This window comes from Streptomyces sp. NBC_00459, assembly GCF_036013955.1.
In the GTDB taxonomy this organism is placed as follows: domain Bacteria; phylum Actinomycetota; class Actinomycetes; order Streptomycetales; family Streptomycetaceae; genus Streptomyces.
In genome coordinates this window covers 3,207,945-3,231,838 of record NZ_CP107903.1, presented here as the reverse complement: position 1 = coordinate 3,231,838, position 23,894 = coordinate 3,207,945, and the positions used below count along the sequence as shown (strand labels likewise).

At 68.6% G+C, this 23,894-nt stretch carries 20 protein-coding genes and 2 tRNA genes; 18 read left to right on the top strand and 4 right to left on the bottom strand.

Annotation, left to right across the window (positions count from 1 at the left end; all coding sequences use genetic code 11):
- The first annotated feature begins 97 nt into the window (after positions 1-97).
- Positions 98-2,152 (top strand): serine/threonine-protein kinase, encoded by a 2,055-nt coding sequence (locus OHN74_RS14010; RefSeq protein WP_327694898.1) that lies wholly within the window; start codon positions 98-100, stop codon positions 2,150-2,152.
- 77 nt (positions 2,153-2,229) lie between these two features.
- Here OHN74_RS14010 and OHN74_RS14005 read toward each other — a convergent pair whose 3' ends face one another.
- Complete coding sequence (locus tag OHN74_RS14005) at positions 2,230-3,684, bottom strand: amino acid permease (protein WP_327694897.1); 1,455 nt, start codon at positions 3,682-3,684, stop codon at positions 2,230-2,232.
- Positions 3,685-3,896: 212 nt separating this feature from the next.
- On the opposite strand from OHN74_RS14005, the gene OHN74_RS14000 reads away from it, so the two are divergent.
- Both OHN74_RS14000 and OHN74_RS13995 read left to right on the top strand, forming a co-directional pair.
- Entirely contained in the window at positions 3,897-4,382 is a 486-nt protein-coding gene (locus OHN74_RS14000) for a ribose-5-phosphate isomerase (protein WP_327694896.1), read from the top strand.
- A gap of 168 nt (positions 4,383-4,550) precedes the next feature.
- Complete coding sequence (locus OHN74_RS13995; protein ID WP_327694895.1) at positions 4,551-5,360, top strand: Fpg/Nei family DNA glycosylase; 810 nt, start codon at positions 4,551-4,553, stop codon at positions 5,358-5,360.
- A gap of 31 nt (positions 5,361-5,391) precedes the next feature.
- On the opposite strand, the gene OHN74_RS13990 is transcribed toward OHN74_RS13995, so the two are convergent.
- Positions 5,392-6,642 carry a GNAT family N-acetyltransferase gene (locus OHN74_RS13990; RefSeq protein WP_327694894.1) on the bottom strand — a complete coding sequence of 417 codons (1,251 nt, stop codon included), beginning with the start codon at positions 6,640-6,642 and terminating at the stop codon, positions 5,392-5,394.
- A gap of 162 nt (positions 6,643-6,804) precedes the next feature.
- Between OHN74_RS13990 and OHN74_RS13985 the strand changes: the two genes are divergently transcribed.
- From OHN74_RS13985 to OHN74_RS13975, 3 genes are all read left to right on the top strand, one after another.
- Positions 6,805-7,983 (top strand): PP2C family protein-serine/threonine phosphatase, encoded by a 1,179-nt coding sequence (locus OHN74_RS13985; RefSeq protein ID WP_327694893.1) that lies wholly within the window; start codon positions 6,805-6,807, stop codon positions 7,981-7,983.
- 195 nt (positions 7,984-8,178) lie between these two features.
- Positions 8,179-8,652 (top strand): HD domain-containing protein, encoded by a 474-nt coding sequence (locus OHN74_RS13980; RefSeq protein ID WP_327694892.1) that lies wholly within the window; start codon positions 8,179-8,181, stop codon positions 8,650-8,652.
- 204 nt (positions 8,653-8,856) lie between these two features.
- The gene (locus tag OHN74_RS13975) at positions 8,857-9,051 is read left to right on the top strand and encodes a hypothetical protein (protein WP_006383514.1); all 195 of its coding nucleotides are present in this window, start codon (positions 8,857-8,859) and stop codon (positions 9,049-9,051) included.
- A gap of 92 nt (positions 9,052-9,143) precedes the next feature.
- Here OHN74_RS13975 and OHN74_RS13970 read toward each other — a convergent pair.
- Positions 9,144-9,214, bottom strand: a tRNA-Gly gene (locus OHN74_RS13970).
- A 141-nt stretch (positions 9,215-9,355) separates the two neighbouring features.
- On the opposite strand from OHN74_RS13970, the gene OHN74_RS13965 reads away from it, so the two are divergent.
- From OHN74_RS13965 to clpX, 5 genes are all read left to right on the top strand, one after another.
- Positions 9,356-9,432: transfer RNA gene (locus OHN74_RS13965), tRNA-Pro, on the top strand.
- A gap of 215 nt (positions 9,433-9,647) precedes the next feature.
- Positions 9,648-11,060 carry a trigger factor gene (gene tig, locus OHN74_RS13960; RefSeq protein ID WP_327694891.1) on the top strand — a complete coding sequence of 471 codons (1,413 nt, stop codon included), beginning with the start codon at positions 9,648-9,650 and terminating at the stop codon, positions 11,058-11,060.
- Positions 11,061-11,513: 453 nt separating this feature from the next.
- Entirely contained in the window at positions 11,514-12,122 is a 609-nt protein-coding gene (locus tag OHN74_RS13955; RefSeq protein WP_189149023.1) for an ATP-dependent Clp protease proteolytic subunit, read from the top strand.
- Positions 12,123-12,171: 49 nt separating this feature from the next.
- Positions 12,172-12,870 (top strand): ATP-dependent Clp protease proteolytic subunit, encoded by a 699-nt coding sequence (locus OHN74_RS13950; RefSeq protein ID WP_055534822.1) that lies wholly within the window; start codon positions 12,172-12,174, stop codon positions 12,868-12,870.
- A 183-nt stretch (positions 12,871-13,053) separates the two neighbouring features.
- Entirely contained in the window at positions 13,054-14,340 is a 1,287-nt protein-coding gene (gene clpX, locus OHN74_RS13945; RefSeq protein ID WP_327694890.1) for an ATP-dependent Clp protease ATP-binding subunit ClpX, read from the top strand.
- Between the two features lie 94 nt (positions 14,341-14,434).
- On the opposite strand, the gene OHN74_RS13940 is transcribed toward clpX, so the two are convergent.
- Entirely contained in the window at positions 14,435-15,391 is a 957-nt protein-coding gene (locus OHN74_RS13940; protein WP_327694889.1) for a hypothetical protein, read from the bottom strand.
- 136 nt (positions 15,392-15,527) lie between these two features.
- Here OHN74_RS13940 and OHN74_RS13935 point away from each other — a divergent pair, with 136 nt between their 5' ends.
- From OHN74_RS13935 to mreD, 7 genes are all read left to right on the top strand, one after another.
- On the top strand, positions 15,528-18,152 hold the full coding sequence (locus OHN74_RS13935; RefSeq protein WP_327694888.1) for a valine--tRNA ligase: 2,625 nt from the start codon (positions 15,528-15,530) through the stop codon (positions 18,150-18,152).
- A 173-nt stretch (positions 18,153-18,325) separates the two neighbouring features.
- Positions 18,326-19,816, top strand: coding sequence for a bifunctional tetrahydrofolate synthase/dihydrofolate synthase (gene folC, locus OHN74_RS13930; protein WP_327694887.1), 1,491 nt, complete (start codon positions 18,326-18,328; stop codon positions 19,814-19,816).
- Between the two features lie 6 nt (positions 19,817-19,822).
- Positions 19,823-20,185, top strand: coding sequence for a DUF4233 domain-containing protein (locus tag OHN74_RS13925; protein WP_327694886.1), 363 nt, complete (start codon positions 19,823-19,825; stop codon positions 20,183-20,185).
- Positions 20,186-20,252: 67 nt separating this feature from the next.
- A complete protein-coding gene (ndk, locus tag OHN74_RS13920; RefSeq protein ID WP_327694885.1) occupies positions 20,253-20,666 on the top strand; it encodes a nucleoside-diphosphate kinase in 414 nt (137 codons plus the stop codon).
- Positions 20,667-21,028: 362 nt separating this feature from the next.
- On the top strand, positions 21,029-22,048 hold the full coding sequence (locus OHN74_RS13915) for a rod shape-determining protein (protein WP_327694884.1): 1,020 nt from the start codon (positions 21,029-21,031) through the stop codon (positions 22,046-22,048).
- A 172-nt stretch (positions 22,049-22,220) separates the two neighbouring features.
- Complete coding sequence (gene mreC / locus OHN74_RS13910; RefSeq protein WP_327694883.1) at positions 22,221-23,165, top strand: rod shape-determining protein MreC; 945 nt, start codon at positions 22,221-22,223, stop codon at positions 23,163-23,165.
- Between the two features lie 15 nt (positions 23,166-23,180).
- A complete protein-coding gene (gene mreD, locus OHN74_RS13905; RefSeq protein WP_327694882.1) occupies positions 23,181-23,852 on the top strand; it encodes a rod shape-determining protein MreD in 672 nt (223 codons plus the stop codon).
- Positions 23,853-23,894: the final 42 nt, after the last annotated feature.

Sequence of the window (23,894 nt, the reverse complement as noted above, 5' to 3'; positions counted from 1 at the left end):
GGGGTGCAGGGGATTGCGGGGGAATATGGGCGGCGGTGCTCCAGGTCTGGTGGTGACGGGCCGATATCGGCTGGTCGAAAGTATCGGACAGGGGGGAATGGGGCGGGTGTGGCGGGCCGTCGACGAAATGCTCGACCGGCCGGTGGCCGTCAAGGAAATGCGGATCGACGGACTCGACGCGGAGGACACCCGAACCCGCCGCGAACGCACACTCCGCGAGGCCAGGGCGACGGCCCGGATCGACCACCCGAACGTCGTGCGCGTGTACGACGTAGTGGACGAGGGTGAACGGCTGTGGATCGTCATGGAGCTGGTCGACGGCCGCTCTCTCGAACAACTCCTGGTCCAGGACGGCCCGTTGGGCCCGGCAGACACGGCCCGCCTCGGCCTCGGCCTGGTCTCCGCGCTGCGCCAGGTGCACGCGGGGGGCGTACTGCACCGCGACATCAAACCGGGCAACGTCCTGGTGGAACGACGCGACGGACGGGTCGTCCTCACCGACTTCGGCATCGCCGCCATCCAGGACGCGAAGGCCCTCACGATGGTCGGGATGCTCGTCGGCTCCCCGGACTACATGGCACCGGAGCGCGTGTCGGGCCAGCACCAGGGCCCGCCGTCCGACGTGTGGTCGCTCGGCGCGACACTCTGCGCTGCGCTGGGAGGCCGCTCCCCGTTCTCCCGCGAAACGACCCTGGCGACTCTGCACGCGGTCCTGTACGAGGACCCCGAACTCCCGGCTGCGGCAGGCCCGTTGCACGACATCCTGGCCGCCCTCCTGGAGAAGGAACCGTCGGCCAGGCCCGCACTGGAGGACGTGGAGCGGGTCCTGCGGCCGGTGGCGTTTCCGGCACCGCCCCCCGAGGAGGAACACGGGGAGGACAGGCAGGAGCGGGAGGAGAGGGACCCGGAGACCTTCGGGACGCCGGAGATACCGACCGCGCGCCCGGAGACGGCGCCCCCGACTCCCGTACAGGCGCACGAGGACGCACAGACACCCGCGTACCTGGACGCGTCGCTGGTAAGGGCCGCGCGGGAGCCACGTGAGCAGCCTCCGCAGGAACCGGAGTCACCGAAGGAACCGCAGGAACCGGAGGGGGAGCAGCGGGACCCCGAGCCCTCATCGACGCCGACGGACGCGGTGCCCACCGCACGTACGACGGCCACCCCGGTCCTGGGAACCCCGTCCCCCGAGGCCTCCAACGCCTCCACCGAAGTCCCCTCCGAGATGCGATCCGAGGTCGGTTCGGCGATCCCCGCCCGGCCGGTGGCCCCGCCACCGGGCCCCGGCGGAATGCGCAGGGCCGGGATCTCCCTGATCCGAGGGCAGGGCAACGCGCAGGGCCTCGCACACGCGCAGGCGGTGACGGAGAGGCGGCCGGGTCCGAGTCATGCGGCCGCCCTCCCGACGGCCACGCGGACAGCGGCACCACCGGGAATGCCGCCCGGCGAACTGCCGGGCCCCGCGGTCCCGTACGACCCCCGGCGAGGTCGTGACCGGGGCCGGCGCCGTATGGGCATGGTGGCCGCGGGTGTGGTCACCGCGGGCGTTGTGGTCGGGCTGGTCCTGGCGGCGACGGCAGGATCACCCGGCGACAAGAACAAGGCGACGCCCGGATCATCGCGCGAAGCCTCGGCCTCGTATGCGCCCTCGACCCCGCAGTCGGACACTCCCACCCCCACCCCCAGCTCCCCCGAACCCACCGTCGAGGGCACCTACCGCCCGCGCAGCCTGCCGCCCGGCGCGCACGAGGAGGCGGGCGGATACGCGTGGGCGACGCCCGAGGGCTGGCGCCGGGACGTGAAGACGGGCGCCGAGGTGCACTACACGTCCCCCGACGGCAAACAGGAACTCCTCGCCAAGTCCTCCCTCGCGCGAGGCGAGTTGCTGGAGACCTGGGAGGAGTCCGAGCGCAACGCCCGGCAGGGCCAGGACTACACGAAGATCAGCCTCGCGGAGACGACGTACCAGGATCACCCGGCGGTCGTCTGGGAGTACACCTTCACCCTGGACGGCATCCACTGGCACGCCAGGCTGCTCGGCTTCGACGTGGAGGGGAAGTCGTACCAGATCAGCACCTGGTACCACCAGGACATCGAGGAGCAGGCGGTACGGACCTACGAACAGGTCAGGGAGTCGTTCACCGTCCTGTGAACAACTCCCCGACCACTCAAGCCACTACGCATCGAACCAACGCATCGATCTTGCGTGTTGAACCTACGGAGTCAGCGTCAGCCGACCTTGACGACGTCGTTGACATCGTCGCCGTCATCGACAGTGTGCGTGCCCGGACGGCCGTCGACGGCAGCCGATCCGCGCCCGGTCCTCTGCCGGACGACGGCGATGGCGAGTACAACGGCCGCCACCAGCAGCGAGAGCAGCACCGTCTCGCGCCCGTCGTGCTCGGTGTCGGTGAGCATGTAGCCGAGGACGAACACGATGAGGGCGGCGGTCGCCCAGGTCAGATACGGGTACAGCCACATCCGCACGACGAGCTTCTCCGGGGACTCGCGCTCGATGATCTTCCGCATGCGCAGCTGCGAGAAGCAGATGACCAGCCAGACGAACAGGGCGACGGCGCCGGAGGAGTTGACGAGGAAGAGGAAGACCGAGTCGGGGAACTTGTAGTTGAAGAAGACGGCGACGAACCCGAAGACGACCGAGGCGATGATCGCCGCGAGCGGCACGCCACGGGAGGTGGTCCGCGCGAAGGCCTTGGGCGCGTCACCGCGCTGCCCGAGCGAGAAGGCCATGCGGGAGGCCGTGTAGAGCCCGGAGTTGAGGCACGACAGCACCGAGGTCAGCACGATGAAGTTCATGATCTGGCCGGCGTGCGCGATACCGAGGGAGTCGAGGGCGGCGACGTACGAGCCCTTCTCCTTGATCGAGGGGTCGTTCCACGGCAGCAGGGTGACGACGACGAAGATCGACCCGAGATAGAAGACGCCGACCCGCCAGATGATGCTGTTGGTGGACTTGGTGACGGCCCGCTGCGGGTCCTCGGACTCACCGGCGGCCAGCGTGGCGATCTCGCTCCCCATGAAGGAGAAGACGACGAGCAGCACGCCGGTGAGGATGGCGCCGGGCCCGTTGGGCAGGAAACCGCCGTGGTCGGTGAGGTTGGAGAGACCCGCCTTGTCGCTGTCGACACCGGGCAGCACGCCGAACACGGCGAGCCCGCCGATGACGACGAAGGCGCTGATGGCGACGACCTTGATACCGGCGAACCAGAACTCGAACTCGCCGTAGGAACCGACCGAGACGAGGTTGGTGGCGGTCAGCACCATCATCACGATGAGCGCCCAGGCCCACTGCGGTACGGCGGGGACCCACCCTTCGAGAATGGTGGCACCGGCGGTCGCCTCCACGGCGAGCACGACGACCCAGAAGAACCAGTACAGCCAGCCGATGGAGAACCCGGCCCAGCGCCCGAGCGCCCGGTCGGCGTGCGCGGAGAACGAACCGGAGGTCGGATTGGCGGCGGACATCTCGCCGAGCATCCGCATCACCAGCACGACGAGCGTGCCGACGAGGGCGTACGAGAGAAGGATGCCGGGCCCGGCGGTACGGATACCGGAGCTGGAACCGACGAAGAGCCCGGCCCCGATGACACCGCCGATGGCGATCATCGAGAGATGTCGGTTCTTGAGTCCGGCCTGAAGACCGGAGGGCGGCTGCGAGGTCATGGGGGAATTCCTTTGCGCCGGGTGAACGGGTAAGCGCGCCGGTTGGGGACGGCGTAAACGGTCGGTCCAGTGAATCGGAGGCAAAGAGATTGGTGAACCTTTGAATCCAGATCGTTACTTGAGGTTTTCTTGAGGTTTCGTGGTGTTGCCACTGCTTTTCGCGATCAACCCCCGACGCTGCTTCCCCGAAACAGACATGTCACACTCGGACCATGCGCGTGTACCTCGGCTCCGACCATGCGGGCTTCGAACTCAAGAACCACCTCGTCGAGTGGCTCAAGGAGGCCGGCCACGACCCCGTGGACTGCGGCCCCCACATCTATGACGCCCTCGACGACTACCCGCCCTTCTGCCTCCGCGCCGCGGAGCGCACGGCGGCCGACCCGGACGCCCTCGGCATCGTCATCGGCGGCTCGGGCAACGGCGAGCAGATCGCGGCGAACAAGGTGAAGGGCGTGCGCGCGGCGCTGGCCTGGAGCGAGGAGACCGCGTCGCTGGGCCGTCAGCACAACAACGCCAACGTGGTGGCGGTGGGCGCCCGTATGCACACGCAGGACGAGGCGACGAAGTTCGTGGAGACGTTCCTGGCGACGCCGTTCTCGGAGGACGTCCGTCACATCCGCCGCATCGACATGCTGTCGGCGTACGAGACGACAGGCGACCTGCCTGCGATCCCGGCACACCACCCGCAGGACTAGCCTCCGGCCGGCACTCTCCAGCCCGTCCGGCGTTTGAGGACGAGCGCGTTCAGCGCGATAGGGGGGTCTGGGGGCGCAGCCCCCAGGGGATGGGACGGGTAGGGGCGGCGGGGGCGAAAACACCCCCACAGCAACCCCCACCCACCCGCGGACAAAGAAGGAGCACCCGTGCCTGAGGGGCACACGATCCACCGCCTGGCCCAGGACTACAGCGCCGCGTTCCTACGCACAGCACCCCAAGTAACCAGCCCCCAGGGCAAGTTCTCCGACGCCGCCGCCCTCCTCGACCGCGCGGAACTCACCCACACCGACGCCCACGGCAAACACCTCTTCCTCCGCTTCCGCGAAGCCGACTGGGTCCACATCCACCTGGGCCTCTTCGGCAAGGTCGACTTCGGCGACGCCCCCGCCCCGCCTCCCACGGACACGGTCCGCCTCCGACTCGCGAACAACACCGCGTACGTGGACCTCCGGGGCCCCACCACCTGTGCCCTCATCACGGACACCGAGAAGCAGGCGATACACGACCGCCTGGGCCCGGACCCCCTCCGCCGTGACGCGGTCCCCAGCACGGCCTACGCCCGCATCAGCCGCAGTCGTACGACGATCGCCGCCCTCCTCATGGACCAGAAGGTCATCGCGGGCGTCGGCAACGTCTACCGCGCCGAGGCCCTCTTCCGGCACGGCATCGACCCGTACCGCCCCGGCAGGGACATCACACCCGCCGAGTGGAACGCGCTCTGGAACGACCTGGTCGCCCTCATGCGCGAGGGCGTGCGCAACAACCGCATCGACACCGTCCGCCCGGAGCACACCCCGGAGGCGATGGGCCGCCCGCCGCGCGTCGACGACCACGGCGGTGAGGTCTACGTCTACCGCAGGGCCAACCTGCCCTGCCACGTCTGTGGCGGCGAGATCCGCACCGCCGACCTCGCTGCCCGCAACCTCTTCTGGTGCCCCACCTGCCAGCGCGGGTAGAGGACCACGCACGGTACCCGGGGGCCCGGACTCAGAACCCGTGGGACAGCCAGGGCTCCACCACCGACCCGAACGCCACCGAGGCCTCGGCCAGCGCCCCCTGCCGGATCTCCCGCACCCGCCCGGCGGCCCCCAGCCCGGCCAACGGCACGCCGCCCAGATAGGCGGCCCCCAACTCCCGTACGGACAGCGCGAGATCAGCCGCGTCCTCCGTACGCCGGCACACGGCACCCTTGGCATCGCCGGTCAGCCGCCACCGCCCGGAGTTCCACGGACAGAACGCGTCCTCGACGTCGAACACGACATCCACCGGCGTCTGATACGTCCGCGCCTCCAACGCGGCCCCCACGTCGACCAGACGTACGTACAGCGCGTCCCGCCTGCGCAGCGCGCACCGCCGGATGTCCGACACCATGTGATGCCACGGCTCCTCGACCGGCCGCCCGCGCGCGACGATCTTCGACGTCAGGTCGATCCCGAACAGGAACCGCCACAGAGCCCCGTGCGAAGCGGCATCGAGCGCCTCCACGTCCTCGACGACAACCGAGCTGTTGGACCCGGTGACATCCCAGTCGGGCTTGATCCGGAACCGGGCGAACCCCACGACATCCGTGCCCCGCTCGGCGACGACGCACTGCAACGGCGACGCACCGTCCCGCTCGCTCTCCGGATCGAGCACCATCACGCGCTCCCAGCCGGGCATCCGCGCCAGCATCCCGGGCCGCTCCGGCACCCGCCGCGCGTACACCGCCTCACAGGCGTCGAGGGCTTCGGCCGGTACGGCATACCGCAGCCGTACGTCATCGGCGCCGGGCGGCACCTCCAGCCGCACCCGCGTCGTGTCGATCTCGAAGGTCAGCGAGTAGGTGGCGGCCCCGTACCCGAACCGCCCGTAGATGGCGGGCTCGGACGCCGTGAGCACGGCCAGCGGCTCGCCCCAGCTCCGTACGTCGTCCAGCTGACGCCGCATCATCGACGTGAGCACCCCGCGCCTGCGGTGCGTGCCGGCGACGCCGACCATCGTGACGCCCGCCGCCTGCACGGAGGCACCACCCGGTACGGTTACCCGGAAAGTGAAGGCACCCGCACTGCCCACACACGCGTCACCGTCCCAGACGCCCACGAAACGGTCGTACTCGGTGAGTGATTTCCACAACTCCCGCTCCTCGGCGGACTCCGGCATTCCGCCGAAGGCGCGGAGCAGGTTGTCGTACCACTGATCCCAGTCGTCGGGCCGAAGTACCCGCAGGTCGGTCGCGTCGGAGGTTCTGGAGGTCGTCATAGACCATGACTACCAGGGCAATGCGGGACGAGCGAGGGAATTTCTCCCTCGTGGCCTCGGACCGGCCTCCGGTGGGTTTCACTGTGAAGTTGAAGCTCGGACGGGGGACAAGTGGGACCTCCCGTGCCAAGCAGCTGGTCCGATGGATAGGGTCCCGAACTAATGGCAGCAGGACGAGAGCGGCGCGCGGAGGCCGAGACGTTCACGGCCCGGATGAAGAAGCAGCTTCACCGGGTCCGCACCGGCCTGCGCAGATCCGCCGTGGACTACTTCCGGGGCGACGGCTCGGACTGGATCGCGCTCGCCGGTCTGCTCATCATGATCCCGATCATCGCGGCCACGACCCTCGCCAACTCGGTGTGGTGCTCACCGTCGGCGCTCGTCCTCCCGATCGTCGCGGGCGGCCTCCTGCTGCGCCCGGCCAGCCTGCTCGGCCTGTACGCGGCGGCGGCGACGGCACTCATCGTGGAGTCGGTGAAGCTGGGCCCGTACACGGAAGGCCCCTCCCGGGTCACCCCCGGTGTGGTCCTCGTGGTGGCAGCCTGCGGATTCTTCGGCCTGCTGATCGCGCAGTTCCGCAGCAGGGTCGGGGTCCCCTGGCGACGCGGCGGCACGATGCTGTTCGACCTGCGTGAACGCATCCGCGTCCAGAGCAAGTTGCCGCAGCTGCCCCAGGGTTGGCACCGGGAGATGGCGCTGCGCCCGGCGGGCGGCCAGTCGTTCTCGGGCGACTTCGTGGTGGCGGCCCGTACGAACGGGGGCCGCACGATGGAGGTCGTCCTGACGGACGTCTCCGGCAAGGGCATGGACGCGGGCTCCCGAGCCCTCCTGCTGTCCGGCGCCTTCGGAGGCCTGCTGGGCTCACTGCCGCCCCACGCCTTCCTCCCGGCGGCGAACGGCTACCTCCTCCGCCAGGACTGGGACGAGGGCTTCGCGACCTCGATCCACCTCGTCCTGGACCTGGACTCGGGCGACTACGAACTCTTCTCGGCCGGCCACCCGCCGGGCCTCCAGCTCAGCGCGGGCACGGGCCGCTGGGAGGAAAAGGCAGCGGAGGGGCCGCTGTTGGGCGTGTACGACGGAGCCCAGTTCGACCCCGTGAAGGGGTCGCTGCGCCCCGGGGACGTGCTGATGCTGTTCACGGACGGCCTGGTCGAAACGTCGGAGCGGGACATCGTCGAGGGCATCGACCGCCTGACGGGCGAGGCCGACCGCTACGTCGCCGGCGGCTTCCACGGCGCGGCCTGGCACCTCATCGAGGCGGTCGCCAAGGACGTGAACGACGACAGGGCCCTCCTCCTGGTCTGCCGAGAGGGCCCCACGGCCCAGGCAACGATCTGACCCGACGTTTCCCACCCCCCCCCGGGGTCTGCCGCCCACCAGCTACCCCTCAGGCGCCGGCCCGCCCCCACACTCACACCCACACCCGTAGCCCGTTCGACGCGAGGGCCAAGAAGGCACCAAGAAACCGTCAACGCCCGCTTTGCCGGACGCCCCCCGAAACCCTCCGGCCCGCCAGAGCCCCACACTGACCGGATGACCCGAAACCCACCGAACCCCCAAACGCCCCCAACACCCCTGCCCCTGGCCGAAGTAGAGGCCACCGCCCGAGCCGCACACGCCGCGCAGACGGACAAGGCGGGCCGCCCCTACGCGGAGCACCTCCAGGCCGTCGCGGAGGGCGTACGCGAGCGTGGAGGCGACGACGAGCAGATCGCGGCGGCCTGGCTGCACGACGCCGTGGAGGACGACGCACTGTCCGAACAGTGGCTGGAGAAGGCCGAGTTGTCCCGCCGCACGAAGGACATCGTGCTGGCCGTCACCAAGCGTGCTGGGGAGGCCCCCGAGGCGTACGCCCGGCGCATCCTCGACACCCCGGGCGCGCTCCTGGTCAAGGAGGCGGACCTGGCGCACAACGCGGACCCGGCCCGCCTGGCGGTACTGGACGCCCCGACCCGCGCCCGCCTGGCCGAGAAATACGCCAAAATGCGCGCACTGCTTGGCCTCTAGAGTCGCAAATGTCAGTCTAATCGCGCATAAAGAACAGATTTATGCGCTCTTGGTTTTCTGTGCGGATAAATCGGTCCCGTGGGGTCGATGATGCGTCACCGGCCGCATACGGCGGCCTCGTTGGTGGCACGATGGATCTGGCGGGGGTGCGAGGGAAAGCATCCCTGGGCCGGTAGAGCGGACCGACCATAGGGTGTGATCAGTGTGGCCATTTCGTTGTCAGTGGTGCTGATGTTGGGAATCATCCTGGTGGTGCTGATTCGCGGAGGCACGATCAAGGCGGGCCCGGCGGTCGTCGCCATCCTCTTCGGCTTCTTCCTCGCCTCGACCGGGATGGCGGACGACATCCAACGCTTCCTGAACTCGATAGCGGACACGATCAACGAGATCCAGTTCTGACCGCAGTGGCAGACCTCGCAGGCCACAGGGTCCGGCCGCCGCGGGAAACGCGACCGGCCCGGTTCCGAGGAACCGGGCCGGCGGCGAGAGAGAGCGGGCGACGGGAATCGAACCCGCGTAGCTAGTTTGGAAGACTAGGGCTCTACCATTGAGCTACGCCCGCACGCGTGCGCCGCAGGTCAGCGTGACCGCGGCACAGAAAGCATCGTAGCGGTTCGGGGCCCCTCGACGCACACCCTGTTTCCGCTCCTGAAATGCGGCAACGACGTAGCCTGCGGGCATGTACCCTACGTGTCGCACCAGACGGGGTGTGGCGCAGCTTGGTAGCGCGTCCGCTTTGGGAGCGGAAGGCCGTGGGTTCAAATCCCGCCACCCCGACCATCGTGCCGGACCACCGGCAGGATCATCTTCAAGATCACCTTTTGGGGCGTGTACCGCCTGCGGCTACTATGCAGACTGCGCGCCCGTGTGTCTGCGTTGTTTACGTCCCTCAAGGGCCGCGAATCCGCTGAGGCTCCGCCGCGTCCGGCAAGCAGGACAATCAGCAGAACCCCTCAGTAGAACCCCAAGAAGTCAGCCCCCAAGGAGACCGAACCGTGAAGAGCGCCGTGGAGACCCTGAACCCGACCCGGGTTCGGCTCAGCATCGAGGTGCCCTTCGAGGAGCTCAAGGACAGCCTCGACGCGGCGTACAAGAAGATCAACCAGCAGGTCACGGTGAAGGGCTTCCGGAAGGGCAAGATCCCGGCGCGCATCATCGACCAGCGGTTCGGCCGCGGTGCGGTCCTGGAGGAGGCGGTCAACGACGCGCTCCCGAAGTTCTACACCGACGCGGTCAACGAGGCCGAGCTCAACGTCCTGGGCCAGCCCGAGGTCGACATCACGGAGTTGAAGGACGGCGAGACGCTGAACTTCACCGCCGAGGTCGACGTCCGCCCGACCATCGAGATCCCGGACTACTCCGGCATCGAGGTCGAGGTCGACGCGATCGAGGTCACCGAGGAGGACATCGACAAGTCGGTCGAGCAGCTCCGTGAGCGCTTCGCCTCCACCTCCCCGGTCGAGCGTGCCGCCGAGGACGGCGACGTCGTGACGCTGGACCTGGAGGCCAAGGTCGACGGCGAGGTGCTGGAGGACGGCGTCGCGACCGGCGTCTCCTACACCATCGGCTCCGGCGAGCTGCTGGAAGGCGTCGACGCCGCCGTGACGGGCGTGGAGGCCGGTGGCGAGGCCACCTTCACCTCCGAGCTCAAGGGTGGCTCCGCGGCCGGCAAGGAGGCCGAGGTCACCGTCAAGGTCACCCAGGTCGCCGCCCGTGAACTCCCGGCCCTGGACGACGAGTTCGCCCAGCTCGCCTCCGAGTTCGACACCCTGGAGGAGCTGCGCGCGGACAGCCGCAAGCGCCTCGAGAACATGAAGCAGTACGACCAGGCCACGCAGGCCCAGGAGCGCGTCCTGGAGAAGCTGCTGGAGCTCGTCGAGGTGCCCGTCCCCGAGAAGCTTCTCGAGGACGAGATCAACACCCGTAAGCACAACCTGGAGCACCACCAGCTCGGCCAGATGGGCCTCGACCTCGAGAAGTACCTCGAGATCCAGGGCAAGACGGTCGAGGAGTTCGACGCCGAGACCAAGGAAGCCGCGGTCAAGGGCATCAAGACCCAGTTCGTCCTCGACGAGCTGGTCAACAAGGAGAAGCTGAACGTCAACCAGGAGGAGCTCACCGAGCACCTCATGCGGCGCGCCGCCTCCTCCAACATGTCCCCCGACCAGTTCGCCCAGGCGGTCGTCGAGGGCGGCCAGGTCCCGATGCTGGTCGGCGAGGTCGCCCGCGGCAAGGCCCTCGCGGTCGTCGTGGAGGCCGCCACGGTCAAGGACACCAACGGCGAGATCATCGACCTCGACGACGAGGAAGAGGACGAGACCACGGAGACGGCCGAGGCCGCCACCGAGGAGACCCCGGCCGTCGAGGCCGAGGCCGCCGAAGCCCCGGAGGAGAAGCCCGAGGCCTGAAATCCCCGGCACCTCTGAAACACGCACAAGGCGGGCCCCCGGGACTTCGGTCCCCGGGGGCCCGTTGCCGTCCGCGCCCACGGGGACGCGCCCCATAGGGGCGCGGGGAACTGCGCGACAAGCCACGACGGACCACCATCCGCCCACTCCCGGCGGAGCCACGGCGAGAAGCACCCGGGGCCCGGGGCGGGAGCCCCGTGACGCCCACCGAAACCCCGGCCACCGCACAGCCGACCCACACCGGAAACCCTGCTCAACCCAGCGGAGCGCATGCGCTCACAGCGAACAGTTCCTTTCCCGGGATTCCCTGGAGGGACCCGCGCGTTAGGGTCCATGAATACGAGGGCAGGGGAGTCCCCGAAAACGGCCGGACAGCCCCACGCCCCGGCAGAACACGTGAGACGGCCCGGCGCCGTCGTAATACGAGCAGGTGGATACGACGTGACGAATCTGATGCCTTCCGCCGCCGGCGAGCCTTCCATCGGCGGTGGCCTCGGCGACCAGGTCTACAACCGGCTGCTCAACGAGCGGATCATCTTCCTCGGCCAGCCGGTCGACGACGACATCGCGAACAAGATCACCGCGCAGCTGCTGCTCCTCGCCGCCGCTGACCCGGACAAGGACATCAACCTCTACATCAACAGCCCGGGCGGTTCGATCACGGCCGGCATGGCGATCTACGACACCATGCAGTTCATCAAGAACGACGTGATGACCATCGCCATGGGTCTCGCCGCCTCGATGGGCCAGTTCCTGCTCAGCGCGGGTACGCCCGGCAAGCGCTTCGCCCTGCCGAACGCCGAGATCCTGATCCACCAGCCCTCCGCGGGCCTCGCGGGTTCGGCGTCGGACATCAAGATCCACGCCGAGCGGCTGCTGCACACCAAGAAGCGCATGGCCGAGCTCACCGCGCAGCACACCGGCCAGACCATGGAGCAGATCACCCGGGACTCGGACCGCGACCGCTGGTTCGACCCCGAGGAGGCCAAGGCGTACGGCCTCATCGACGACGTCATCGCCACGGCCGCAGGCATCCCGGGCGGCGGCGGCACAGCGGCGTAAGCGCCCCGACGCCCTCCAGCCCCCGCCTAAGCCCCTTTCAGGAGACACCGTGAACGACTTCCCCGGCAGCGGCCTCTACGACCGTACGAGGGCGGCCCAGGCCGCTCAGGCCCAGTACACCGGTCCCGCCGCCGAATCCCGCTACGTCATCCCGCGCTTCGTCGAGCGCACCTCGCAGGGCGTGCGTGAGTACGACCCGTACGCGAAGCTCTTCGAGGAGCGCGTGATCTTCCTCGGCGTGCAGATCGACGATGCCTCCGCCAACGACGTCATGGCACAGCTGCTGTGCCTGGAGTCGATGGACCCCGACCGGGACATCTCGGTCTACATCAACAGCCCCGGTGGCTCCTTCACGGCTCTCACGGCCATTTACGACACGATGCAGTTCGTGAAGCCGGACGTCCAGACGGTCTGCATGGGCCAGGCGGCCTCCGCCGCCGCGATCCTCCTCGCGGCCGGTACGCCGGGCAAGCGCATGGCGCTGCCCAACGCGCGCGTGCTGATCCACCAGCCGTACAGCGAGACCGGTCGCGGGCAGGTCTCCGACCTGGAGATCGCGGCCAACGAGATCCTCCGGATGCGTGCTCAGCTGGAGGACATGCTGGCCAGGCACTCCACCACGCCGATCGAGAAGATCCGCGAGGACATCGAGCGCGACAAGATCCTCACGGCCGAGGACGCGCTGGCGTACGGCCTGATCGATCAGATCATTTCCACTCGGAAAATGAACAACGCCAGCGTCCGCTGACGTACTGGTGGACGCAGAAGCTGTGGCGTCTGCCGCCCCTTGGCACGGTTTGACTCGGAGCACGACAAAGTGAACCGCGCCAAGGGGGGCCCGAACGAGGGGCCAGGCAAGGTACCGTCGGACATAAGGCAGCACCAGGAGCCGCTGGACCTAGGCGTCTCCCAGGCGAAGGGGAAGCACACCGTGGCACGCATCGGTGACGGCGGCGATCTGCTCAAGTGCTCGTTCTGTGGCAAGAGCCAGAAGCAGGTCAAGAAGCTCATCGCAGGCCCCGGTGTGTACATCTGCGACGAGTGCATCGATCTCTGCAACGAGATCATCGAGGAAGAACTCGCGGAGACGAGCGAGGTCAGGTGGGAGGAACTCCCCAAGCCTCGCGAGATCTACGAGTTCCTCGAGGGGTACGTAGTCGGTCAGGAGTCGGCCAAGAAGGCCCTGTCCGTCGCGGTGTACAACCACTACAAGCGGGTCCAGGCCGGTGAGAACAGCGCCGGGCAGAACCGTGACGACGCCATCGAGTTGGCCAAGTCGAACATCCTTCTGCTGGGCCCCACGGGCTCCGGCAAGACCCTCCTCGCGCAGACCCTGGCGCGCATGCTGAACGTCCCGTTCGCCATCGCCGACGCGACGGCGCTGACGGAGGCGGGGTATGTCGGCGAGGACGTCGAGAACATCCTGTTGAAGCTGATCCAGGCGGCGGACTACGACGTCAAGAAGGCCGAAACCGGAATCATCTACATCGACGAGATCGACAAGGTCGCGCGTAAGAGTGAAAACCCGTCGATCACGCGTGACGTGTCCGGCGAGGGCGTCCAGCAGGCACTGCTGAAGATCCTCGAAGGCACGACGGCCTCCGTCCCGCCGCAGGGCGGACGCAAGCACCCGCACCAGGAGTTCATCCAGATCGACACGACGAACGTCCTGTTCATCGTGGGCGGTGCCTTCGCGGGCCTGGAGAAGCTCGTCGAGTCCCGTGCGGGCGCCAAGGGCATCGGCTTCGGCGCCACGATCCGCTCCAAGAAGGAGCTGGAGGCGAAGGACCGCTTCGAGGACGTCATGCCCGAGGACCTGGTGAAGTTCGGCATGATCCCCGAGTTCATCGGCCGTCTCCCGGTCATCACGTCGGTCCACAACCTCGACCGCGAGGCCCTTCTCCAGATCCTGGTGGAGCCGCGCAACGCCCTCGTCAAGCAGTACCAGCGCCTCTTCGAACTCGACGGCGTGGAGCTGGACTTCGAGCGCGAGGCGCTGGAGGCCATCGCCGACCAGGCGATCCTGCGCCAGACCGGCGCCCGCGGCCTGCGCGCCATCATGGAGGAGGTCCTCCAGGCGGTGATGTACGAGGTCCCGTCCCGCAAGGACGTGGCCCGCGTCGTCATCACGGTGGACGTCGTCCTGAAGAACGTGAACCCGACCCTGATCCCGAGGGACGCGCGCGGACGCGGCCCGGGGGAGCAGAAGACGGCGTAACCGCACGGCAGGGCAAGGGAATCGAGACAACTGCGGAGGGGCCCCGGTCAACAGACCGGGGCCCCTCCGCAGTTGGGTTCGCCGTCGAGGCGTGTCAGGCCTTGACGCGCACGTCCTGGCGGAACTTGGCGGCGAGGTCGGCCGCCTCCGCGATCGTGGAGGACTTGCCGGTGGCCATGGCGGCGAGGTCGTACGACAGGACGTAGCTGAGCGTGCTGTGGTCGCCCCAGATGCAGAACGGCATCTTCGTCGTCGTGCCGGACTGGGTGCTCTCGATCTCCTGGCACTTCATGACGCCGTTGTCGAAGCCGACCGGCGTGACCTCCTGCGGGCTGCCGACGAGTTTGCCGTCATCTGCGGACGTGCTCTTCGCCGACTCCTTCTTCATCTGGGCGAACATCGCGTCGACGACCTTCTCCGGGTCGTCGATGGTGCCGTACACGCCGGAGAACATCACGCTCTTGGCGGTGAGGCCCTCGCCCGAGGCGTACATGGCGCTGACGTCCTTGGGGTTCTGCACCCCCCAGGTCTCGGCGTCCTTGATCTCGTCCGCGCTCATCCCGCCGGTCTCGGAGTTCCCGCTCTTCTTGTACGCGCCGTCGAGCACGGTCGCCGGCGTCGTCAGCTTGTGCGCGCCGTCGTCGGCGATGTCGGAGCCGCCGCTCGAACCGCCGCTCAGCACGAAGTACGCCCCCACGGCGATGGCGGCCACGACGGCCACCGCCCCGATGATGATCCCCGTCTTCTTCTTGCCGCCGCTCGGCGGCTGCGGAACCCCGTAGGGGGCCTGGCCGTACGGCTGCTGCTGGACGAACGTGTCGGGCTGCTGCGGATAGCCGTAACCGGGCTGCGGGGGAGCCTGCTGGGGGTAGCCGTAGCCGGGCTGTGGCGGCGGCGCCTGCTGCGGGTAGCCGTAGCCCGGCTGGGGAGCCGTCGGAGGGCCCTGAGGTGCCTGGGGCGGCTGGCCGTAGGGACCCGGCTGAGCCGGCTGCCCGTACGGTCCGGGCTGCTGCGGCTGTCCGCCGTACGGACCCGGCTGGTTGTGGCTCATCTCTGGGTTCCCCTCCAGATGCTTATGTGTTCCTGACATCCTCGCGCAGGCCGGCCGTCCGAGTTGCCCCGGGTGTCCCACCGTTACGAAAGAAACGTGTTTCGGGACACGGTGGTGACGCCTCTAAACTGACCGGGTGACCGAGAACGCTCAGCAGCAGCCAACCGCGCCCATCACCGAACTGCCGACCCAGTACGCGCCGGCCGAGGTAGAGGGGAAGCTGTACGAGCGCTGGGTGGACCGGGGTTACTTCGCCGCCGACGCGAAGAGCGACAAGCCCGCCTACACCATCGTCATCCCGCCGCCGAACGTCACCGGCTCCCTCCACCTGGGCCACGCCTTCCAGCACACGCTCATGGACGCCCTGACCCGCCGCAAGCGCATGCAGGGCTACGAGTCGCTCTGGCTCCCCGGCATGGACCACGCCGGCATCGCCACCCAGAACAAGGTCGAGCAGCAGCTTGCCGAGGAGGGCAAGTCGCGGCACGACCTCGGGCGCGAGGAGTTCGTCGAGCGGGTCTGGCAGTGGAAGGAGGAGTACGGCGGCCGGATCCTGGGGCAGATGCGGCGCCTCGGTGACGGCGTCGACTGGTCGCGTGAACGCTTCACCATGGACGAGGGGCTGTCCAAGGCCGTCCAGACCATCTTCAAGCGGCTCTACGACGACGAGCTGATCTACCGCGCCGAGCGCATCATCAACTGGTGCCCGCGCTGTCTGACGGCCATCTCGGACATCGAGGTGGACTACCAGGACGACGACGGCGAGCTCGTCTCCATCAAGTACGGCGAGGGCGAGGACACGGTCGTCGTCGCGACGACCCGTGCCGAGACGATGCTCGGCGACACGGCCGTCGCCGTCCACCCGGACGACGAGCGGTACGCGCATCTCATCGGCAGGCAGATCAAGCTGCCGCTGACCAACCGCACGATCCCGGTCGTCGCGGACACGCACGTCGACCCCGAGTTCGGCACCGGCGCGGTCAAGGTGACCCCGGCCCACGACCCCAACGACTTCGCCATCGGCCAGCGCCACGGCCTGGAGTCGATGACGGTCATGGACGAGCGCGGCATCATCACCGTCCACGGCCCGTTCCAGGGCCTGGACCGTTTCGAGGCCCGCTCCACGATCGTCAACGCGCTGCGCGAGCAGGGCCGGATCGTCGCCGAGAAGCGGCCGTACGTCCACTCGGTGGGCCACTGTTCGCGCTGCAAGACGACCGTCGAGCCCCGGCTCTCGATGCAGTGGTGGGTCAAGGTCGAGCCGCTCGCCAAGGCCGCCGGTGACGCGGTCCGCGACGGCCGCGTCAAGATCCACCCGCAGGACATGTCGAAGCGCTACTTCGACTGGGTCGACAACATGCACGACTGGTGCATCTCGCGCCAGCTGTGGTGGGGCCACCGCATCCCGGTCTGGTACGGCCCGAACGGCGAGGTCCGCTGCGTCGGACCCGACGACGAGACGCCGACCGGCGAGGGCTGGACGCAGGACGAGGACGTCCTCGACACCTGGTTCTCCTCCGGCCTGTGGCCGTTCTCCACGCTCGGCTGGCCGGAGCAGACCCCGGACCTGGAGAAGTTCTACAAGACCGATGTCCTGCTCACCGGCCACGACATCATCTTCTTCTGGGTCGCCCGGATGATGATGTTCGGCCTGTACGCGATGGACGGCGAAGTCCCGTTCCACACCATCGCGTTGACCGGTCTCGTCCGCGACGAGTTCGGCAAGAAGATGTCGAAGTCCAACCCCAACGCGGTGGACCCCCTCGACTGGATGGACAGGTACGGCTCGGACGCCGTCCGCTTCACCCTCGCCAAGGGCGCCAACCCGGGCGCGGACGTGCCGATCGGCGAGGACTGGGTTCAGGCGTCCCGCAACTTCACCAACAAGATCTGGAACGCCACGCGCTTCGCCCTGATGAACGGCGCCACCGTCGAGGGCGAACTCCCGCCCGTGGAGCAGCTGTCGGCCACGGACCGCTGGATCCTGTCCCGGCTCAACAAGACCGTGGCCGAGGTCGACGCGTTCTACGACGACTACCAGTTCGCCAAGCTCAGCGAGTCGCTGTACCACTTCGCGTGGGACGAGGTCTTCGACTGGTACGTCGAGCTGTCGAAGACCACGTTCTTCGCGGGCGGCGAGCAGGCGAAGGTCTCCGGCCGTGTCCTCGGCGAGGTCCTCGACGTGATGCTGCGGGTCCTGCACCCGGTGGTCCCGTTCGTCACCGAGACGCTGTGGACGACGCTGACCGGCGGCGAGACCCTCGTCACAGCCGACTGGCCGACCGACAGTGGCTTCCGTGACGAGGCCGCCGAGAAGGAGATCGAGCTGGTCCAGCGGGTCGTCACCGAGGTCCGCCGGTTCCGCAAGGACCAGGGCCTGAAGGACGGTCAGAAGGTCCCCGCCCGACTCACCCTCGACGGCACCGCGCTCGCCGCGCACGAGGCGGCCATCCGCCAGCTCCTCCGCCTCCAGCCGGAGGAGGAAGGCTTCCACGCCACCGCGACCCTCCCGGTCGCCGGCGCCACCGTCGCCCTCGACCTCTCCGGCACGATCGACGTCGAGGCGGAACGCAAGCGACTCGCGAAGGACCTCGCGGCAGCGGAGAAGGAACGCCAGCAGGCAGAGGCCAAGCTCGGCAACGAGGCCTTCCTGGCAAAGGCCCCGGACCAGGTGGTGGACAAGATCAAGGGCCGCCTGGCAAAGGCGGACGAGGACATCACCCGCATCCAGGCCCAGCTGGAGAGCCTGCCGCAGGCGTAGGCGTTTGTAGGGCGCGAGGGCCCCCGGGGACATGTGATCCCCGGGGGCCCGTGTGCTCTTGGGGGCGCGGGGAACTGCGCGACCAGCCACAACGAGCCCCGCACCCGCCAACGAACCCCCCACCACCCCACTCCGTAGGCACCCTGTCAGTCCCCGTCCGTAGACTGACCCCCGTGAGCGACACCGACCCCTTCGACGACATCATCGACGCCGAGACCGACCGCGACCCGGACCTCGCGGTCATCGAGGCCGGCAGCCGCACCCTCCGCACCGCAGGCGGAGCCGCACCCGCATCCGCCGACGTGCCGGGCCGGCCCCAGGACCCCGAGGTCGACAAGGCGCTGCGCGCGGTGGAGGCGGACCTCGCCACGCGCTGGGGCGAGACCAAGCTGGAGCCGTCCGTCAGCCGTATCGCCGCGCTGATGGACGTGCTGGGGGAGCCGCAGCGCGCGTACCCCTCGATCCACATCACCGGCACCAACGGCAAGACCTCCACCGCCCGCATGATCGAGACCATCCTCGGTGCCTTCGATCTGCGCACCGGGCGGTACACCTCGCCGCACGTTCAGTCGATCACCGAGCGGATCACCCTCGACGGGGCGCCGATCTCCGCCGAGCGGTTCGTGGAGACGTACGACGACATCAAGGCGTACGTCGAGATGGTCGACGCCCAGCAGGAGTTCCGGCTCTCCTTCTTCGAGGTCCTGACCGGCATGGCGTACGCCGCCTTCGCCGACGCCCCCGTCGATGTCGCCGTCGTCGAGGTCGGGATGGGGGGCAGCTGGGACGCCACCAACGTGATCGACGCCGATGTGGCCGTAGTGACGCCCATCGATCTCGACCACACCGACCGGCTCGGCGGGACACCCGGTGAGATCGCCGTCGAGAAGGGCGGGATCATCAAGCAGGACGCGACGGTCATCCTCGCCCAGCAGCCGGTCGACGCGGCCCAGGTGCTGCTGAAGAAGGCCGTCGAGGTGGACGCCACGGTGGCCAGGGAAGGGTTGGAGTTCGGGGTTGTCAGCCGGACGGTCGCCGTGGGCGGCCAGGTGCTGACGCTGCGCGGGCTCGGCGGGGAGTACGAGGAGATCTTCCTGCCGCTGCACGGCGGCTACCAGGCCCACAACGCGGCCGTCGCCCTCGCCGCCGTCGAGGCGTTCTTCGGCGTCGGCACCCAGCGGCCCGAGCCCCTCGACATCGACACCGTGCGCAAGGCGTTCGCCGCGGTGACGTCCCCGGGGCGGCTGGAGGTCGTACGGCGCTCGCCCACCGTCGTGCTGGACGCCGCGCACAATCCGGCGGGCGCACGGGCCACGGCCGAGGCCGTGGGCGAGGCCTTCGACTTCAGCCGGCTCATCGGTGTGGTCGGAGCGAGTGCGGACAAGAACGTACGCGGGGTGCTCGAAGCCTTCGAGCCGATCTTCGCCGAGGTCGTCATCACGCAGAACTCCAGCCATCGCGCGATGGACTCCGACGAACTGGCCGCCATCGCCGTCGAGATCTTCGGCGACGACCGGGTCCAGGTCGAGCCGCGTCTCGACGACGCCCTGGAGGCCGCCATCACCCTCGCCGAGGAGGACGGGGAGTTCTCGGGCGGCGGGGTACTCGTCACCGGCTCCGTCATCACGGTCGGCGAGACCCGACTGCTCCTGGGGAGGGGCTGACCTTCCGTGCGTACGCTCTGTGCTTCGACCCTGATCGGCGAGGTCTTCCTGATCGGTTTCGCCGGTCTCGTCGCCATGAAGGACCCCGACCTGGCCATGTCCACCGTGTGGACGGTCAGCGGCATCGCCATGCTGCTGTGTGTGCTGCTCTGCGGTGTGATCACCCGGCCCGGCGGGGTGCAGCTCGGCTGGGCCCTGCAGATCGCGCTGATCGCGTCCGGCTTCATCGTGCCGACCATGTTCTTCATGGGCGTGATGTTCGCCGCGCTGTGGTGGGCGTCCGTGCACTACGGGCGGAAGATCGACGAGGCGAAGGCCCGTTTCGCCGCGCAGACCCAGTCGGCCGGTACCAGTCCTGACGCTGCGTGACACCCGCTCGGACCGGCCCTGTAGCCTCTGACAACCGCACACACGTGACCCGAATGGAGCCACCCTCGTGACTCAGCGCACCCTCGTCCTCCTCAAGCCCGACGCCGTCCGTCGCGGCCTGACCGGCGAGATCATCGGCCGGATCGAGCGCAAGGCCGGCTGGCGGATCACCGCGCTTGAGCTGCGTACGCTGGACCAGGACACGCTGGAGCAGCACTACGGCGAGCACAAGGGCAAGCCGTTCTACGAGCCGCTCGTCGAGTTCATGGCCTCCGGCCCCGTCGTCGCGCTCGTCGTCGAGGGCGACCGGGTCATCGAGGGTGTGCGGGCGCTCGCCGGACCCACCGACCCCATCGCCGCCGCCCCCGGTTCGATCCGCGGTGACTACGGCGTGATCGTGCGCGAGAACCTCATCCACGCCTCCGACTCGGAGGAGTCGGCCGAGCGCGAGCTGAAGATCTTCTTCCCCGGCCGCGGCTGATCCGTCCCGATACCGGGCGGCGGGCATCGGCGTACGGCCGGTGAAATTCTTGCGCAGTTTCTGTTCGCATGTTTCCTGAGGGACCGTCACCTCACTCGGATGCCTGACCTGGGACGGCCGTCGAAAACCGGCCGTCCTCCGGCATATGCGTGCCGATCGGGGGAACGCCTACCCCCGAACGCCCGTCTCCAGAAGCGAGACGGCACATCGCATGCTGACAATGGCGAAGACCCTCGCGTGGTGTTCGTGCAGGCGCGACTACGATGTAAGCCTTCACGTCACCGCACCCACTTCGCCGCCCCAAAGCAGAGCCATCACACGCTTCACTTGGGAAGGCCAGACGAATCCTGATGGGGAACTCAATGTCGTTCATCGGCCGTGACATGGCTGTCGACCTCGGGACCGCCAACACGCTGGTGTACGTCAGGGGTCGCGGGATCGTACTCAACGAGCCGTCCGTCGTCGCGATCAACACCAACACCGGTGGCATTCTCGCGGTCGGATCGGAAGCGAAGAAGATGATCGGTCGGACGCCCGGCAACATCGTTGCCGTGCGCCCGCTCAGGGACGGCGTCATCGCCGACTTCGAGATCACCGAACGGATGCTGCGCTACTTCATCCTGAAGATTCACAAGCGGCGGTATCTCGCCCGTCCCCGTGTCGTCGTCTGTGTGCCCTCGGGCATCACGGGCGTCGAGCGCCGCGCCGTCATCGAGGCCTCGTCCCAGGCCGGCGCGCGTCAGGTGCACATCATCGAGGAGCCCATGGCCGCGGCCATCGGTTCCGGTCTGCCGGTCCACGAGGCCACGGGCAACATGGTGGTGGACATCGGCGGCGGCACCACGGAGGTCGCGGTCATCTCCCTCGGCGGCATCGTCACCGCCCAGTCCATCCGCGTCGCGGGTGACGAACTGGACAGCTCGATCATCCAGCACATCAAGAAGGAGTACTCCCTTCTGCTGGGCGAGCGGACTGCCGAACAGATCAAGATCACGATCGGTTCGGCGTACGACCTCGACAACGACGAACACACCGAAATCCGCGGCCGGGACCTTGTCTCCGGGCTGCCCAAGACCGTCGTGATCTCCGCGGCCGAAGTACGCAAGGCCATCGAAGAACCGGTCAACGCGATCGTCGACGCCGTGAAGACCACCCTCGACAAGTGCCCGCCCGAGCTGTCCGGCGACATCATGGACCGCGGAATCGTTCTGACCGGCGGCGGGGCGCTGCTCCGCGGGCTCGACGAGCGGCTGCGCCGTGAGACCGGCATGCCCATCCACATCGCCGAGGACCCGCTGGACAGCGTGGTGCTCGGCTCCGGCAAGTGCGTGGAGGAGTTCGAGGCGCTCCAGCAGGTACTGGACGCCCAGCCGCGCAGATGACGTAACTCTTCGATTCCGCCGTACGAGATGATCTCCTCTCGTACGGCGGATCGTTGGTATAGAGGCATAAGCTCCCCCAAACAACTCTTCTGCCCGACTTTCTGCCTCGACTCTTTTCGCCCCAACTCTTTTGCCCCAAAAAAACTCTATTGAGGAAGGCACGCCGCCGCACGTGAGGGACACACGAGAGAGCCGGCTGCTCCTGGTGCTGCTGATCGCCATCGCGTTCGCGCTGATCACGGTGGACATCCGCGGTGGGGAGGACTCGCCGGTCGACGGTGCCCGGCAGGCCGCGGCCGCCGTCTTCGGCCCGGTCGAGGACGGGGTGGCCACCGTGGTCGACCCGGTCGGCGACGCGGTCTCCGCCGTACGCGACTCCGGTGACCGGCACGACCGGCTCGCCACGCTGGAGAAGGAGAACGCGGCCCTAAAGGCCCGTCTCGGCAGCGACGACCGCAACCGCAGCCGCCTCGGCCAGCTCGACAAGATGCTCAAGTCGGCCGGCGCCGGGCAGTACGGCATCAAGGGCGCCGAGGTCATCGCCATAGGAGCGGCCCAGGGCTTCTCCTGGACGGTCACCATCGACATCGGCGCCAACGACGGCGTCAAGCGCGACATGACCGTCCTGAACGGCGACGGACTCGTCGGCCGCGTCACCACCGTCGGCCCCGGCACCTCGACCGTGCTGCTCGCCAACGACCCCGACTTCACCGTCGGCACGCGGATGGAGGGCAGCGACGAACTGGGCTTCGCCTCCGGGCAGGGCGACCGGCCGCTGCGCGTCCAGCTCCTCAACGGCAAGGCCAAGGTGAGCAAGGGCGACCGGCTCGTCACCTTCGGCTCACAGGCCGACAAGCCGTTCGTGCCCGGCGTACCCGTCGGTTTCGTCTCCCGGGTCGATCCCTCGGGCGGCGACCTGACCCGCACGATCTACGTCACGCCGTTCGTCGGCTTCACCAAGCTCGACATCGTCGGTGTCGTCGTCGAGGCCCCGCGCACCGACCCGCGCGACACCGTCCTCCCGGCCAAGCCGAGGCCGACCCCCACGCCGACGGTCACCGTGACGGTGACTCCGTCCGCGTCCGCGGCCGACGGCCAGTTCCAGCAAGAGCAGTAGGAGCTGAACTCTCCCATGCGTTTCAACCGGATGCTCCTCTCCGCCACCCTGGTGATCGTCGCCATGGTGATCCAGGTGAGCGTCCTCGCCCGCCTTCACCTCCCGGGCGCCGTCCCCGACCTGCTGTTGCTGACCGTCCTCGGCCTCGCCCTGGTGTACGGCCATGTCGGCGGCGCCCTCGTCGGTTTCGGCGCCGGACTCCTCGCCGACCTCGCCCCGCCCGCCGACCACGCGGCCGGCCGCTACGCCCTTGTGCTGTGCCTCGTCGGCTATCTGGCCGGTCTCGTGAAACCCGAGAACGGCCGGCTCAAGTCGGCCACCGGCCCGATGGCCGTCGTGGTCGCCGCCGCCGTCGGCACGACCCTGCTGTACGCCGGTGTCGGCGCCCTCGTCGGCGACACCGCCGCCCGCCACGTCGGCCTCAGCAGCCTGCTGTTCACGGCCGCGTTGTACGACCTGCTGCTCGCGCCCTTCGTGGTCCCCGGCATCATGTTCCTGGCCCGCAGAGCGGAGAACGACCCGCTCGCCGAGGCCAACTCCTCGGCCAAGAAGGCCGACATCGCCTCGGGCTGGCTCTCCTCCGGCACCGGCCTGCGCATCGGCAGCCAGCGCGGCGGCCTGAAGATGAAGGCGGTCCGCTCGAAGGCAGCCCGCGCCGGCCGGATCAAGGGGGTCAAGCGCCTGTGACCGCACGCCGGCCGACGGCCCCCGGCACCGACACTCACAGCT